This window comes from Octadecabacter sp. R77987 (assembly GCF_042466115.1).
Classification (GTDB): Bacteria; Pseudomonadota; Alphaproteobacteria; order Rhodobacterales; family Rhodobacteraceae; genus SW4.
In genome coordinates, this window is record NZ_JAXHBQ010000001.1 from 1,606,440 (window position 1) to 1,621,223 (window position 14,784).

13 protein-coding genes are annotated in these 14,784 nt (G+C 60.3%); 11 read left to right on the forward strand and 2 right to left on the reverse strand.

Going from position 1 to position 14,784, the window contains the following annotated elements; all coding sequences use genetic code 11:
* Positions 1 to 13: 13 nt before the first annotated feature.
* The 4 genes from SJY21_RS08135 (at position 14) to SJY21_RS08150 (ending at position 5,202) form a co-directional block, all read left to right on the forward strand.
* Positions 14 to 2,842, forward strand: a complete 2,829-nt coding sequence (locus SJY21_RS08135) for a molybdopterin oxidoreductase family protein (RefSeq protein ID WP_377508736.1) — start codon at positions 14 to 16, stop codon at positions 2,840 to 2,842.
* Positions 2,839 to 3,354 (forward strand): hypothetical protein, encoded by a 516-nt coding sequence (locus SJY21_RS08140; protein ID WP_377508738.1) that lies wholly within the window; start codon positions 2,839 to 2,841, stop codon positions 3,352 to 3,354. Before SJY21_RS08135 ends, SJY21_RS08140 begins: the two co-directional genes overlap by 4 nt.
* Positions 3,355 to 3,577: 223 nt before the next feature.
* Positions 3,578 to 4,333 (forward strand): 4Fe-4S dicluster domain-containing protein, encoded by a 756-nt coding sequence (locus SJY21_RS08145; RefSeq protein ID WP_377508740.1) that lies wholly within the window; start codon positions 3,578 to 3,580, stop codon positions 4,331 to 4,333.
* Positions 4,333 to 5,202, forward strand: a complete 870-nt coding sequence (locus tag SJY21_RS08150) for a dimethyl sulfoxide reductase anchor subunit family protein (RefSeq protein WP_377508743.1) — start codon at positions 4,333 to 4,335, stop codon at positions 5,200 to 5,202. Before SJY21_RS08145 ends, SJY21_RS08150 begins: the two co-directional genes overlap by 1 nt.
* A 23-nt stretch (positions 5,203 to 5,225) precedes the next feature.
* Here the strand turns inward: SJY21_RS08150 and SJY21_RS08155 are convergent, their stop codons facing one another.
* Together SJY21_RS08155 and SJY21_RS08160 are read right to left on the reverse strand one after the other, a co-directional pair.
* A complete protein-coding gene (locus tag SJY21_RS08155) occupies positions 5,226 to 6,284 on the reverse strand; it encodes an ABC transporter ATP-binding protein (RefSeq protein WP_377508746.1) in 1,059 nt (352 codons plus the stop codon).
* Positions 6,285 to 6,298: 14 nt separating this feature from the next.
* A complete protein-coding gene (locus tag SJY21_RS08160; RefSeq protein WP_377508749.1) occupies positions 6,299 to 7,090 on the reverse strand; it encodes an IclR family transcriptional regulator in 792 nt (263 codons plus the stop codon).
* A gap of 148 nt (positions 7,091 to 7,238) precedes the next feature.
* On the opposite strand from SJY21_RS08160, the gene SJY21_RS08165 reads away from it, so the two are divergent.
* The 7 genes from SJY21_RS08165 to SJY21_RS08195 all read left to right on the forward strand — a co-directional run bounded on the left by SJY21_RS08165 (position 7,239) and on the right by SJY21_RS08195 (position 14,783).
* The gene (locus SJY21_RS08165; RefSeq protein ID WP_377508753.1) at positions 7,239 to 8,498 is read left to right on the forward strand and encodes an extracellular solute-binding protein; all 1,260 of its coding nucleotides are present in this window, start codon (positions 7,239 to 7,241) and stop codon (positions 8,496 to 8,498) included.
* A gap of 108 nt (positions 8,499 to 8,606) precedes the next feature.
* On the forward strand, positions 8,607 to 9,545 hold the full coding sequence (locus tag SJY21_RS08170) for a carbohydrate ABC transporter permease (RefSeq protein ID WP_377508756.1): 939 nt from the start codon (positions 8,607 to 8,609) through the stop codon (positions 9,543 to 9,545).
* A gap of 1 nt (position 9,546) precedes the next feature.
* Positions 9,547 to 10,395: a carbohydrate ABC transporter permease gene (locus tag SJY21_RS08175; RefSeq protein ID WP_377508759.1), complete on the forward strand. Its 849-nt coding sequence runs from the start codon at positions 9,547 to 9,549 to the stop codon at positions 10,393 to 10,395.
* Complete coding sequence (locus tag SJY21_RS08180) at positions 10,395 to 12,473, forward strand: alpha-galactosidase (RefSeq protein ID WP_377508762.1); 2,079 nt, start codon at positions 10,395 to 10,397, stop codon at positions 12,471 to 12,473. Before SJY21_RS08175 ends, SJY21_RS08180 begins: the two co-directional genes overlap by 1 nt.
* Positions 12,470 to 13,357, forward strand: a complete 888-nt coding sequence (locus SJY21_RS08185) for a 2-dehydro-3-deoxygalactonokinase (RefSeq protein ID WP_377508765.1) — start codon at positions 12,470 to 12,472, stop codon at positions 13,355 to 13,357. Before SJY21_RS08180 ends, SJY21_RS08185 begins: the two co-directional genes overlap by 4 nt.
* Complete coding sequence (locus SJY21_RS08190; protein WP_377508768.1) at positions 13,354 to 13,959, forward strand: 2-dehydro-3-deoxy-6-phosphogalactonate aldolase; 606 nt, start codon at positions 13,354 to 13,356, stop codon at positions 13,957 to 13,959. The genes SJY21_RS08185 and SJY21_RS08190 overlap by 4 nt, the downstream gene beginning before the upstream one ends.
* Entirely contained in the window at positions 13,956 to 14,783 is an 828-nt protein-coding gene (locus SJY21_RS08195; RefSeq protein ID WP_377508771.1) for an SMP-30/gluconolactonase/LRE family protein, read from the forward strand. The genes SJY21_RS08190 and SJY21_RS08195 overlap by 4 nt, the downstream gene beginning before the upstream one ends.
* Position 14,784: the final 1 nt, after the last annotated feature.

Here is a 14,784-nt window from a genome sequence, read left to right on the forward strand (position 1 = left end):
AGGGAGGGCAGCAATGCCAAAGGATCAGCCAGAACTCGATACCTCACCACCGGTGAGCGACGAGGTGCGCAAGACCACCTGCTACATGTGCGCCTGTCGCTGTGGGATCAACGTGCACATGAAGGATGGCAAGGTCGCCTATATCGAAGGCAACCGCGACCATCCCGTCAATCAAGGGGTTCTTTGCGCCAAGGGCAGCGCAGGGATCATGCAGCACAATGCCCCCTCGCGGCTGCGCAAGCCGCTCAAACGGGTCGGTGAACGCGGCGAGGGAAAATTCGAGGAAATCGAATGGGACGAGGCCTATGACATCGCGACCGGATGGTTAGCCCCCCTGCGCGAAACAGCGCCTGAAAAGCTGGCTTTCTTTACCGGGCGCGATCAATCGCAATCCTTCACATCCTTCTGGGCCCAAGGGTTCGGCACGCCCAACTATGCCGCCCACGGCGGGTTCTGCAGCGTCAACATGGCCGCCGCAGGCATCTACACCATGGGTGGCGCGTTCTGGGAATTCGGCCAGCCCGACTGGGAGCGCACCAAGCTGTTCATGCTGTTCGGTGTGGCCGAAGACCACGACAGCAACCCCATCAAGATGGGCATCGGCAAGATCAAGGCGCGCGGCGCACGCATGATCGGCGTCAACCCGATCCGGTCCGGCTATAACGCCGTGGCCGATGATTGGGTCGGGATCACACCCGGCACGGACGGGCTGTTCATCATGGCGCTGATCTTTGAACTGTTCCGCGCCGGCAAGATTGATCTGGACTACCTCGCGCGGTTCACCAACGCATCCGTATTGCTGAACGGTGATCCCAAGTCGCCCGAACATGGCCTGTTCCTGCGCGACGACGATGGCAACCCGCAGGTGATCGACCGGCGCACCGGCCACCTTGCCCCCTGGGACGGAGAGGGCGTAGAGCCTGACCTGAACGGCAGCTATCGCCACGCTGGCGTCACCCACGCGCCCGCATTCCACAAGATGGCCGAACGGTTCATGGATCCGACCTATGCGCCCGACAAGGTCGCTGGCCGCACGGGTATCCCCGCCGATCGTATCCGCGCCATCGCCGCCGATCTGGCGCGTGTGGCCTTTGACGAAGCCATCGAAGTCGATCAGGAATGGACCGATTTCCGCGGCAAGGTGCACCCGAAAATGATCGGGCGCCCCGTCAGTTTCCACGCGATGCGCGGGATCTCTGCGCACTCCAACGGGTTCCAGACCTGTCGCGCCCTGCACACGCTGCAAATCATCCTCGGCGCTGTCGAAACCCCCGGCGGGATGCGATTCAAACCACCCTATCCGAAACCGGCCACAGCCCACCCCAAACCGCACCATGGCTTCAAACCGGGTCAGGCGCTTGATGGCCCGCACCTTGGTTACCCCCAAGGCCCCGAAGACCTGTGCCTGCAACCCGATGGCAGCGCCAGCCGGATCGACAAGGCCTTTACCTGGGAAAACCCCATGTCAGCGCACGGGCTGATGCATATGGTGATCAGCAACGCGCACGCAGGCGATCCCTACAAGATCGACACGTTGTTCATGTATATGGCGAATATGTCGTGGAACTCGTCGATGAACACGTCCGGCGTCATGGACATGCTGCGCGACAAGGATGAAAACGGCGACTACGTGATCCCGCATATCATCTATTCCGATGCCTATTCGTCTGAGATGGTCGCCTTTGCAGACCTGATCCTGCCTGACACGACCTACCTTGAACGCCACGATTGCATCAGCCTGCTGGACCGCCCGATCTGCGAGGCCGACGCCGTCGCCGATGCAATCCGCTGGCCCGTCGTGGAACCGGACCGCGATGTGCGCGGCTTCCAATCGGCGCTGTGCGATCTTGGCGCGCGGCTGGGCCTGCCGGGGTTCGTGAATGACGATGGCAACCAGAAATACGCCGACTACGCCGACTACATCACCAACCACATCCGCCGGCCCGGGATCGGGCCGTTGGCAGGCTGGCGCATGGGCGACAAGGGGCTGCAACACGGGCGTGGTAACGCCAACGAAGGGCAGTTGCAAAGCTACATCGACAACGGTGGTTTCTGGATGGAACACGTCCCACCACAGGCCGCCTTTTACAAACCCTTCTCGAAGGCATATCAGGAGTGGGCGGTCGAAAAGGGCTTTTATGACAGCCCGCAACCCTACATCTTCCAGCTTTACGTCGAACCCCTGCGCCGTTTCCAACTGGCCGCCCAAGGGCATGGCCCGATCCAGCCACCCGAACACTTGCGCGCACGCACCAAACTGCTGATGGACCCGCTGCCGTTCTGGTATGCGCCCATGGGCGACGCGACGAGCGATCCGGCAGAATTCAACGTGCATGCGCTGACGCAACGGCCCATGGCGATGTATCACTCCTGGGGCAGCCAGAACGCCTGGCTGCGCCAACTCCACAGCCATAACCCGCTCTATGTGCCGACCAAAATCTGGGATCAGCACGGCTTCAAGGATGGCGATTGGGCGCGCGTCACCTCGCCCACGGGCGAAATCACTGTCCCCGTCGCGCATATGGCGGCCCTGAACGAAAACACCGTCTGGACATGGAACGCGATTGGCAAACGCAAGGGGGCATGGGCGCTGGACAAGGACGCCCCCGAAGCCACCAAAGGCTTCCTGCTCAACCACCTGATCCACGAGTTGCTACCGGAAAAAGACGACGGGATGCGCTGGGCCAACAGCGACCCGATCACCGGCCAGGCGGCATGGTTCGACCTGCGGGTCAAAATCGAAAAATCCGCCGCCCCCGCCGAAAGCCAACCCGTCACGCCACCACAAACCACCCCTGTGCCCCAAGGACCGGACAAACTGGCGTGGAAGGTGGGGAAATGATCCGCACCGCGATCATACTCTTGGCTCTTGCCTCTCCGGCCGCAGCCGATGGAGCCGCGGACTATGTAACCGAGCTGGAAGCAGGCTTAGTCGAATATATCACCGAACGGGAAATGCAGGAGGTGTTCACTCAACCGGGGGTCGTCTATAACGCCTCTTTACTTGATTCCGAAGGCCTCTTGGTGATGACCTCAAGGGACGGCTCTGACACAGTCATTCAGCCCGAACTGATTGCAGTGTTCGATCACGCAACCTTTGAATGCACGTGGGGATTTGAAAGGGATGACTTCCCGCGACTTCCGCGAACCGCTGCGCTCGCAGTGAAACGCGAAGCCGACGCTCGCGGTTGGCCGGAAGATGCAGTCGCCACAAATACAACAAGCCTCGCATTGTGCGGTTTACGTTCTAATCTGGCATCTACTCTTGGCGAACTTTCTCTAGTTTACAAGATCTGGGGGGCTGACCAAACGGTTTTCCTCGGCTTTCCAAGCAACGTGGAACCAACATCATGACCCGCACGCTACTCCTGATTTTCGCATTCCTTGCCCTGATGATCGGCACTTTCATCTGGTTCGTCGCGACTTGGGACGCCGACGCCGAAGAGCCTGTCTCAATCACCGACCCCGCCGCTCCCGTCTTCATCTTAGCCATACAACTCCCGCCGGAGGCTCCTGCCCCAACAACAAGTTTAACGTGGGTCGTGACCCATCTTACCCCGCCAAAAGGGCTGCCCGCATGACCCAGCTCCCCACCCATACCGACCGCAAACTCGGCCTCGTGATCGACCTAGATACCTGCGTCGGCTGCCATGCCTGCGTGATCTCCTGCAAAGGGTGGAACACCGAAAACTATGGCGCACCGCTGTCCGATCAGGACCCCTACGGCGCGGACCCGTCCGGCACCTTCCTGAACCGTGTGCATTCCTACGAGGTGCGACCCAAGGACGGCCCCGCACAGTTGATCCACTTCCCGAAATCCTGCCTGCACTGCGAAGACGCGCCCTGCGTGACCGTCTGCCCCACCGGGGCCAGCTACAAACGGGTCGAGGACGGGATCGTGCTGGTCAACGAAAGCGATTGCATCGGCTGCGGGCTTTGCGCATGGGCCTGTCCCTACGGCGCACGCGAAATGGACGCGGCGGCGGGCGTAATGAAGAAATGCACCCTGTGCGTCGATCGCATCTATAACGAAAACCTTCCCGAGGAAGACCGCGAACCGGCCTGCGTGCGCACCTGCCCGTCAAATGCACGCCACTTTGGCGATTTCGCCGACCCCAACAGCAATGTCAGCATCCTGACGGCCGAACGAGGCGGGATGGACCTGATGCCGGAAATGGGCACGAAGCCTGTGAACAAATACCTGCCCCCACGCCCCAAAGACACGCCTGTCGACATCCTCGCGCCCTTCCTTGAACCTGTGGCGCAAGACCCCAAAGGGTTCCTTGGCTGGCTCGACAAGGCGCTTACCGCCATGCCCGGAGGGACGAAATAATGCATCCCGCGCCGTCCGTCATCATATTCTCGACCCTGTCCGGTATCGGTTTTGGCCTGCTGGCATTCCTTGGCGCGGGCTTTCTTGTTCCGACAGGCTTCATGGCGTTTGTCTGGTTCACAATCGCCTATCTTCTGGCCGTTGGCGGGTTGATTGCATCAACCTTCCACCTTGGCCACCCCGAACGCGCACTCAAGGCATTCACGCAATGGCGCACCAGCTGGCTGTCACGTGAAGGCATCTGTGCCGTGGCGGCCCTGCTTGCCATGGCGATCTACGGTGCGGGCCTTGTGTTTCTTGACAGCCGCTGGGGGATGCTTGGCAACATTGGTGCGGCCCTGTCCATTGGCACGGTCTTTACCACGGCGATGATCTATACCCAGATCAAGACTGTTCCGCGCTGGCATAACGCCACAACGCCGCTCATGTTTCTGACCATCTGCATTGCCGGTGGCGCGCTTCTGGCGGGACAGGTCAGCATCGCCACGCCACTTTTGATCATCGCGGGGGTCGCACAGATTGCCCATTGGATCGTGGGCGATCGCGCGCTGGCCAATTCCGGCACAACACTTGGGACGGCAACAGGCCTTGGCGCGCGCGGCGATGTGCGCGCATTCGAACCACCCCACACAGGCACAAACTATCTGCTCAGGGAGTTTGTCTATGTGATCGGGCGCAAGCACGCTTTCAAACTGCGTGTTCTCGCGATTGTCTTGATGGTTGTGCTTCCCGTTTTGCTGCTTATCACGCATTCACACGTGCTGGCGGCCCTGGCCCTGATCAGCCACCTGGCAGGTGTCTTTGCCGCCCGCTGGCTGTTCTTTGCGCAGGCGGAACACGTTGTCGGGCTTTACTACGGCAAACGGTAAGCTGGGTTGAAACCCAGCTTACGTTACCGAATGCGCAACTCGGTCTCGGCGTCAAACAGATAGACCCGCGCGGTATCAAACCGCAAGCCAACGGTATCACCCATTGTCGAGCGCTCGTCGCCGCGTTCTTCAACCACCAGTTTTTCGCCCGTTTCCGACAGCAGGTAAGCGTAGGACACGCCACCAAGGCTTTCGGTCAGATCAATCGTGTGGGTCTTGCCCTTGGGATCAAGCACAAGGTGTTCAGGGCGCAGGCCGACAACCACGTCACGACCGATATCTGCCGCCTGCAACTTGATCTTGAGGGTGTCTTGCAAACTGGGAACCTTGACGCCGTCAGCCGTCACCGTGCCGGACAGGAAATTCATCGCGGGTGATCCGATGAACCCCGCCACGAACTTGTTGTCGGGATCACGATACAGATCCATCGGCGAACCCACCTGTTCAATCACGCCCGCACGCAGCACGACAATCTTGTCCGCCAGCGTCATCGCCTCGACCTGATCATGCGTCACATAGATCATCGTCGCGCCGATTTCCTTGTGCAGGCGGGCGATTTCGACACGCATCTCGACGCGCAGTTCCGCATCAAGGTTCGACAGGGGTTCGTCGAACAGAAACACCTCGGGGCCGCGCACAATCGCGCGCCCTATCGAAACCCGCTGACGCTGACCGCCCGACAGGGCGGCGGGCTTGCGTTTCAGGTAGTCCTCAAGCTTGAGGATACGCGTGGCCTCGCCGACCTTCTTGTCGATCTCGGCCTTGGGATGGCCGTTCATCTTCAGCCCGAACCCCATGTTCTGCTCTACGGTCATATGCGGATAAAGCGCATAGGTCTGAAACACCATCGCCACACCGCGCTGTGCGGGATCCATCCGCGTCACATCACGTTCGCCGATGGTCATTGACCCTTCGGTGGTTTCCTCCAAACCGGCGACCATGCGCAGCAACGTGGATTTGCCGCACCCCGAAGGACCGACGAAAACGCAAAACTCGCCATCCTCGATTGTCAGGTCGATCCCGTGGATCACCTGCACATCGCCATACCGCTTGATTACGTTGTTAAGTTGAACACCAGTCATCTACTTCTTCCCTGTCATGAGGATGCAACGCGATCCGGAAAGCGCCATGCGCTTGCCTCGCGCGCGATCAGTTTCGCGGTTTCTTGAATTTCGGGGACAAGCCGTTCAAGCCCCGCCAGATTGGTGCGCTCGGTCGAACTGGTCACCGACAAGCCACCCAGAACGCGGCCCGCCTCCGACAGGATCGGCACCGCAACACAGATGATTCCGGGTTCGTGCTCCTCGCGGTCAAACCCATAGCCGTTTTCGCGAATTTTTGTCAGCTCGGCGCGCAGCGCATCTGCGTCAGAAAGCGTGTGATCGGTAAAGCGATGGAACGATTGCTGCTCGACGGTCTCGTCAAGCGTCGCGCGATCCATGAACGCCAGCATCGCCTTGCCCACACCTGTGCAATAGGCGGGTCCGATCTTGCCGGCGTCACTGAACATCTCTAGCGGACGGGCCGCGTTGCGTTTGTCCACATAAAGAACCTGCGCGTGGTCCAATTGGGCAAGGTGTATGGTTTCGCCCAGCCTTTCGCTCAGGGCATCCAGAAACGGACGCGCGACAGGCGCGAGCGACGACTGCGCCCATGCCGCATGGGCCAGCCGCACCAGCCGCACACCGGGCGCATAGGTGCCGCGTTCGGGATCAAACGACAACATGCCCTGATTGGTCAGTGATTGGACAAACCGATACAGCGTGGCTTTTGGAAAAGGTGAATCGTCGATCAACTCGACGAATCGCACAGGCCGCCCGAACGCCGCCACCTGATCAAGCACGCTTAGCGCCTTGCCCACCGTGCCATCGCCCGAATATCCCGCCATGCCGATCCTCCTCTTGCACTGCGCGATCCCCTCCAGAATCCCAACTGCGCTGTTGACAAGCATAGGCGACTCGGCATTATAATTTCAATATCTAAAATCGAGTTTCACTATTTGGAACTCACTGAAGGAAGCAATAGGGAGGAAAACTATGCGTTCCATCATGAAAGCGTCAGCACTGGCGCTCGGGCTTGCGTCTGTTTCGACAACGGCCCTTTTCGCAGAATCGCACGCGCTTAGCGGCGATCTGATCATCTTCTCGGACATGTCCAACCCGGCACCACGCGCCGTCATGGAGGACATGGTCGCGCGTTTCGGAGAGATGCACCCCGATCTGAACATCGAACTCACGATCATTGATCGTGAAGCCTACAAAACCCAGATTCGCAACTTTCTGACGGCAAACACGCCGGACGTTGCCAACTGGTATGCCGCCAACCGGATGCGCCCCTATGTCGATGCCGGTCTGTTCGAAGACATCTCGGACCTTTGGGCCGAACCCGAAATGGAAGCGCTGGCCTCCACACGCGGCGCGATGACAATTGACGGCGCACAGTGGGGCGTTCCCTACACATACTATCAGTGGGGCGTTTACTATCGTCAGGACATCTTTGCGGAACTCGGCCTGACCGAACCATCTACATGGGAAGAAGAGCTGGCAAACTGTCAGGCCATCGTCGATAGCGGCCGCGCCTGCTATACAATCGGCACGAAATTCCTGTGGACTGCGGGCGGCTGGTTTGACTACCTCAACCTGCGCACCAACGGTTACGACTTCCACATGCAACTGACCTCGGGCGAAATCCCCTGGACAGATGACCGTGTGCGCGAAACCTTCGCAAACTGGCGCACGCTGGTCGATATGGGCGCCTTCATTGACGACCACCAGACCTACAGCTGGCAAGAAGCCCTGCCCTTCATGGTCAACGGCGAAGCTGCCGCTTACCTGATGGGTAACTTTGCTGTCGCACCTCTGCGCGAAGCAGGCCTGACCGATGATCAGCTGGACTTCTACCAGTTCGTGGAAATCACACCCGGTATCGCCAAGGCAGAAGATGCGCCAACCGATACGTTCCACATCCCGGCTGGTGCCGCCAACAAGGACGCAGCGCGCGAATTCCTGCGCTTCGTCGTGTCGCCTGAAAACCAGACGATCATCAACTCTGGTGCCGGCCTTGGCCAGCTGCCGATCAACGCTGGTGCATCGGTCGATGACGACAAGTTCCTGAACCAGGGCTTTGAAATGCTGTCCACCAATTCCCCGGGCGGCGTTGCACAGTTCTTTGACCGTGACGCATCGGCCGAAATGGCCGCAGCGGCCATGGAAGGCTTCCAGGAGTTCATGGTCTTCCCTGACAATCTTGATGATATTCTTGATCGTCTGGAAGAAACACGCATGAGCTTGCAGTAAACCAAAACGGACGGGGCGTGTCTTGCGCGCCCCGTCCACCCCATTCCGCCTGACTTATCTGCAAGCCGCCACCGCGCTTTTCAAATAAGCCACGCAAGGACGCCGCCGATGTCTGACACCGCCCTTCCCACGCGCAACGCAGAACACGATCCGTCATGGCTGCACCGCAACCGGCAATCCATCGCGCCGTGGCTGTTCCTTGCGCCGGGCGTGCTCTTTTTCATGTTCTACGTGATCATTCCTGTCTTTCAGTCATTCTATATCTCGACGTTTGACTGGAACGGGCTTGGGGAAATGTCCCAGCAGGGCACGCAGGTCGGGTTGGCAAACTACGTCGAACTGATGGACGACCGCAAATTCCACACCTCGCTGCTCAACAACCTCAAGTGGCTGGTGCTTTACCTGCTGGCGATCCCCGCGGGGCTGTTCATTTCGCTGTTCCTGAACCAGACCGTGCGCGGCATCCGCCTTTACAAATCGCTGTTCTTCTTCCCTTTCGTGATCTCTCAGGTCGTTGTCGGCCTTGTGTTCACATGGTTCTACGATCCGAAATTCGGGCTGCTGAACGTGGCACTGGGTTGGTTCGGGATTGACGCGATCAACGTCCTTGGGGATCCGGCTCTTGCCACCTACGGCGTGATCCTTGCGGGTCTTTGGCCGCAAACCGCCTATTGCATGATCCTGTATCTGACGGGCCTGAATGCGGTTGACCCCGAACAGGTCGAAGCCGCGCGCCTTGATGGCGCAAAAGGCGCACGCATGCTGTGGCACGTGATCATCCCGCAACTGAAACCCGCCACCTTCATCGCCTTTGTGGTGACGATCATCGGCGCGCTGCGCTCGTTCGATCTGATCAGCATCATGACCAACGGCGGCCCCTTCGGGTCAACCCGCGTGCTGTCGTTTTACATGTTTGAAAAGTCGCTGGGCGAATACGGATTGCGCATGGGATACGGCGCCGCCATCGCCGTGGTGCTGTTCCTGATCATGCTGGTCTTTATCGCCTACTTCCTGTGGTCGATGTATCAAGAAGAGAAGGGGCGCTAAGATGTTTCCCACCCCAATCGCCAAGACATCCCGCACGTGGCAGCTGACATATCAAAGCCTGCTGCCGCTTGTCCTGTTCATCTGGCTGATGCCTTTGCTTGCCGTTGCCGTCTTTTCAATCAAACCGGACGCGGATTTTTCCAACGCGAACTATTGGGGCTGGCCCACCTCCTTCGAGGGCATCACAAACTATGGCAAGGTCTTCCTCGACTCGCCGATGCCGCGCTTTTTGCTGAACTCGGTCTTTATCACCATCCCCACGGTGATCGGCGCGGTGGCCCTGTCCTGCATGACCGGCTTTGCCCTTGGGATCTATAAATTCCGCGCGAACCTGTGGATTTTCTTCATGTTCGTTGCGGGCAATTTCGTGCCGTTCCAGATCCTCATGGTGCCGGTGCGCGACCTGACCGTGGACATGGGGCTTTACAACACCAAGACTGGCCTCGTGCTATTTCACATCGCATTCCAGACAGGGTTCTGCACGCTGTTCATGCGTAACTTTATCCGCGCCCTGCCGTTTGAACTGATCGAAGCCGCCCGCGTCGAAGGCATCGCGGAATGGCGCATCTTCTGGTATGTTGTCCTGCCCCTGATGAAGCCTGCGATTGCCGCCCTGTCGGTGCTGATCTTTACGTTCATCTGGAACGATTATTTCTGGGCCGTGGTCCTGACCCAGGGCGAAAACGCGCAACCCGTTACCGCAGGGATCACCAGCTTTAACGCCCAGTATCGCGCGGCCTATCACCTGATGAGCGCGGGCAGCATCGTTGCCGCCCTGCCGCCCGTCGCGATGTTCTTTCTGATGCAAAAGCACTTCATCGCCGGTCTGACGCTGGGGGCCGTCAAGTAATGCACCACTGGAGGATTGATGACGCGCGCCAGACCCTTGTGTTGGCTGCGACCGGTGAAAGATTGCCGCAGGTGGTCTATTGGGGCCCAGCCCTGCCCGCGCAGGAAAACCTTGCCACCCTGCACGCCACCCACGCCATCGACGTCACCGGCGGGATGCTGGACGCCAACCCCGATCTGTCGCTTTGCCCCGAAGCCACGCGCAGCTTTCCCGGCCAACCCGGCCTGATCGTGCGGGATGGGGAGGGCACCCCGCTGCTGCCGAAATTCTGCTATGACAGCGAAAGCAACGGCAACGATCTGCGCCTGATCTACCGCGATGCCGCTAACGGGCTGACGCTGACATTCATCTTTGCGCTTGATCCCGACACCCACATCATCACTGCCCAAACCGTGCTGGACGCGGACGCGCCGGTGCACCTGCACTGGCTGGCTGCGCCCGTCCTGCCCGCACCGCAGCACAGCGGTGAGATGATTGATTTTTCGGGCCGCTGGTGTGGTGAATTCCAGACCAACCGCACTGCATGGTCCGCCGGAATGCGCTACCGCGAAAACCGCACGGGGCGCACAGGCCACGAACACTTTCCCGGCCTGATTATCCCCTGCACAGGCGCGACCAACACCCAAGGCGAAGCCTACGGATTCCATTATGGCTGGTCCGGCGGGCACCGGATGATCGCCGAAGAATTGCAGGACGGCCGCCGCCAGATCCAATGGGGCCACGCCGCCCGCATGGAGACCGAGGCCGCGACCCAATTCAAGACCGCCCCGCTTTACATCACCTATTCACCCAGCGGGCTAAACGGTTGCGCCACCGCGTTCCAGCGCCACCTGCGCGACCGGATCATAACATGGCCCAAACCGGACGCGCCCCGCCCCGTGCACTACAACTGCTGGGAGGCGATTTATTTCGACCACAACGTGCCGGCGTTGAAAGACATCGCCACACGCGCCGCTGACCTTGGCGCGGAACGGTTCGTGCTTGATGACGGCTGGTTCGGACAACGCGACGATGACACGCGTTCCCTGTCGGACTGGACGGTCGACCCACGCAAATACCCCGACGGGCTGCACCCGCTGATTGACCATGTGCACGGGCTTGGCATGACATTCGGCATCTGGTTCGAGCCGGAGATGATCAACCCCGACAGCGACATCCACCGCGCCCACCCCGACTGGGCTTTGGGTGGCGAAGACCAGACGCTGGGCCGCCAGCAAAAGGCGCTGAATATGGCACTGCCTGCCGTGCGCGATTTCCTTTATGACCGCATGTCGGCGATCCTGCGCGAACACCCCATCGACTATATCAAATGGGACCATAACCGCGTGTTGCCCATGCCCGATGCGGCGCAAACACGCGGATCATATGCGCTGATCGACCGCCTGCGCGCCGACTTTCCGCAGGTGGAAATCGAAAGCTGCGCCTCGGGTGGCGGGCGGGTTGATTTCGGCATCCTGCAGCGCACACAGCGGGTCTGGCTGTCCGACAGCAACGACGCCCTTGAACGGCTGCGTATCCAGCACAACGCCGCCCTGTTCCTACCGCTGTCCGTCACCGGCAGCCATGTTGGCCCGCGCTATTGTCATACCTCGGGGCGAATGCACGACATCACGTTTCGCGCATGGGTCGCAGCCCAACGGCACATGGGGTTCGAAATGGACCCGCGCGAGCTGACCGACAAGGAAGCCACAGTGCTGCGCCACGTCACCGCATGGTGGAAAGCCAACCGCGACTGGATGCAGCGTGCCGATATCCTGCGTCTGGACAGCGCCGATCCGGCGGTGATCGCCGAACAGCAACTGGCCGCCGATGGCGCGCGTTTCGTTGTGTTTGCAGGTAAGGCCGACACCTCGGCCCAAATCGCCCCGCGCCCGCTGCGCCTCACGGCGCTTGATCCAAACGCGCAATACCTCATCAGCCTTGCCAATCAGCAAGACATCCACCACCTGTCCCGCGGCACCCCTGCTCTGAAATCCGGCCCCGTCACCCTAACGGGGCGTTATCTCATGGCAAACGGCATCACGTTGCCATGGTCCTTCCCTGACCGTATGTGGGTGCTTGAAGGGAAGAAACTGTGACTAAACCGGACTGGATCGCGATTGACTGGGGCACCACACACTTGCGTGTATGGGGCATGACCGCCAGTGGCACCATCGTCGATCAGGCCAAGTCGGATCGCGGTATGGGCAGCCTGTCGCGCGACGAATTTGAAGGGGCTTTGCATGATCTGGTCGGCGACTGGGGCTGCACTGGCCCGATGATCGCCTGCGGCATGGTCGGCTCGCGTCAGGGCTGGGTCGAAGCGCCCTATGCCACAGCGCCTTGCCCCGCGTTGCCAGACGGGCTGACCCGCGCACCATCCGCCACGATGGACGTGCGCGTGATCCCCGGTATCAAACAAATGCAACCCGCCGATGTGATGCGGGGCGAAGAAACCCAGATCGCCGGATTCCTGTCACTCAATCCCAAATGGGACGGAGTGATCTGCCTGCCCGGCACCCATACCAAATGGGTCCATATCAGCGCCGACGAGGTCGTCAGCTTCCAGACCTTCATGACCGGTGAAATGTTTGCGCTTTTGTCTGGCCAGTCGGTGCTGCAGCATTCGATTGGCAACGGATGGGACGATGCGGCCTTTGCCACCGCCGTCAGCGAAGCGATCAGCAAACCAGAAGCCCTTGCCGCGCGACTGTTCAACCTGCGTGCCAACGAATTGGTCAACGGCCAGTGCCGCGACGCTGCACGCGCGCGTTTGTCGGGGCTGCTGATCGGGGCAGAACTTGCCGCTGCGCGACCCTACTGGTTGGGACAATCCGTGGCGGTTGTCGGCGCTGGCCCGCTTGCTAAGATCTATACAACCGCGCTGACCGCCCAAGGCGTGCCCGTCACCCAAACTGATGGGGATCGTGCGACCCTTGCCGGGCTAACCGCCGCCTATCGCCGCCTGAAAGCCACATCATGACCCGCAATATCATTGCTATCCTGCGCGGAATCACCCCGCCCGAAGCCGCCGCCGCCGCGGCCGCCCTGATCGACGCAGGCATCACCAAGATCGAAGTGCCGCTGAATTCGCCTGATCCGTTCGACAGCATCAGGGCGATGGCCGATGCACATGGCGACACCGCCTTGATCGGCGCGGGCACCGTCCTGTCCACCGATGACGTGGCACGCGTGGCACAGGCGGGCGGCAAACTGGTCGTATCGCCCAATTGCGATCCGCGCGTGATTGTCGCGACCAAAACCGCCGCCATGGCCAGCTGGCCCGGCGTTCTCACGCCAACCGAATGTTTCGCCGCACTGAAAAACGGCGCCGACGGGCTGAAAATCTTCCCCGGTTCCCTGCTTGGCCCCGCAGGCTTGCAGGCGATCCGCGCGGTCCTGCCCGCCGGCACCCAAGTCTATGCAGTTGGCGGCGCAGGCCCGGACAACTTTGGCGACTGGTTTGCCGCAAGCGCAGACGGTTTCGGCATCGGATCGGCCCTTTACAAGCCCGGTATGACCCTGGCCGACATCGCAGCGCGCGCCGCTGACATCGTCGCCGCCTATGATGCAGCGCGCCCATGATATTTGACGATCGCATCTGCCAGCTGGGTGAAGGACCGCTTTGGCATCCGGCCCGTAACGAACTGTTCTGGTTCGATATTCTGGGGAAAACCCTGCACACGCAAACGCAATCCTGGGGGTTTGACGAATATGTTTCCGCCGCTGGATGGGTCGATGGCAACAGCCTGATCCTTGCCTCGGCCTCGGCCCTGCACCACTTTGATCTGACCACCGGCAAGGCCGATACTCTTTGCCCGCTCGAAGCCGACAACCCCGTTACGCGCTCAAACGACGGACGTGCGGACCCTTATGGCGGCTTCTGGATCGGCACCATGGGAATCGACGCCCAAGACGGCGCAGGCGCGATCTATCGCTACTATCGCGGCGAATTGCGCCAGCTTTATGCCCCTGTCACGATCAGCAACGCAATCTGCTTCAGTCCCGATGGCGGCCACGCCTATTTCACCGATACGCCGACCCAGAAAATCATGCGGGTCGCGCTTGATACCGAGGGCTGGCCCAAGGGCGACCACGCACTCTGGCTTGACCTGTCAGGCACCAATTGGCGGCCTGACGGCGCGGTTGTCGACGCTGATGGCAACCTCTGGAACGCCCAATGGGGCGCCAACCGCGTGGCCTGCTACGATCCTGATGGGGCTTTCATCGAAGCCGTTGCCTTTGGCGCGTCGCAAACCTCTTGCCCTGCATTTGGCGGCGACAACCTGCAAACCCTGTTCTGCACATCCGCCGCTGTTGGCCTGAGCGACCCAAGCACCCATGACGGCAAAACCTTTGCCACCAAGGTCAATCATACCGGCCAACCCGAACACCAAGTTATCCTTTAAG

Excerpts from the sequence above, each read along its gene's own strand:
- SJY21_RS08165 (WP_377508753.1), top strand. The coding sequence starts at position 7,239 with ATGCGTTCCATCATGAAAGCGTCAGCACTGGCGCTCGGGCTTGCGTCT.
- SJY21_RS08195 (WP_377508771.1), top strand. The coding sequence starts at position 13,956 with ATGATATTTGACGATCGCATCTGCCAGCTGGGTGAAGGACCGCTTTGG.
- SJY21_RS08190 (WP_377508768.1), top strand. The coding sequence starts at position 13,354 with ATGACCCGCAATATCATTGCTATCCTGCGCGGAATCACCCCGCCCGAA.
- SJY21_RS08135 (WP_377508736.1), top strand. The coding sequence starts at position 14 with ATGCCAAAGGATCAGCCAGAACTCGATACCTCACCACCGGTGAGCGAC.
- SJY21_RS08150 (WP_377508743.1), top strand. The coding sequence starts at position 4,333 with ATGCATCCCGCGCCGTCCGTCATCATATTCTCGACCCTGTCCGGTATC.
- SJY21_RS08175 (WP_377508759.1), top strand. The coding sequence starts at position 9,547 with ATGTTTCCCACCCCAATCGCCAAGACATCCCGCACGTGGCAGCTGACA.
- SJY21_RS08140 (WP_377508738.1), top strand. The coding sequence starts at position 2,839 with ATGATCCGCACCGCGATCATACTCTTGGCTCTTGCCTCTCCGGCCGCA.
- SJY21_RS08180 (WP_377508762.1), top strand. The coding sequence starts at position 10,395 with ATGCACCACTGGAGGATTGATGACGCGCGCCAGACCCTTGTGTTGGCT.
- SJY21_RS08145 (WP_377508740.1), top strand. The coding sequence starts at position 3,578 with ATGACCCAGCTCCCCACCCATACCGACCGCAAACTCGGCCTCGTGATC.
- SJY21_RS08170 (WP_377508756.1), top strand. The coding sequence starts at position 8,607 with ATGTCTGACACCGCCCTTCCCACGCGCAACGCAGAACACGATCCGTCA.
- SJY21_RS08160 (WP_377508749.1), bottom strand. The coding sequence starts at position 7,090 with ATGGCGGGATATTCGGGCGATGGCACGGTGGGCAAGGCGCTAAGCGTG.
- SJY21_RS08155 (WP_377508746.1), bottom strand. The coding sequence starts at position 6,284 with ATGACTGGTGTTCAACTTAACAACGTAATCAAGCGGTATGGCGATGTG.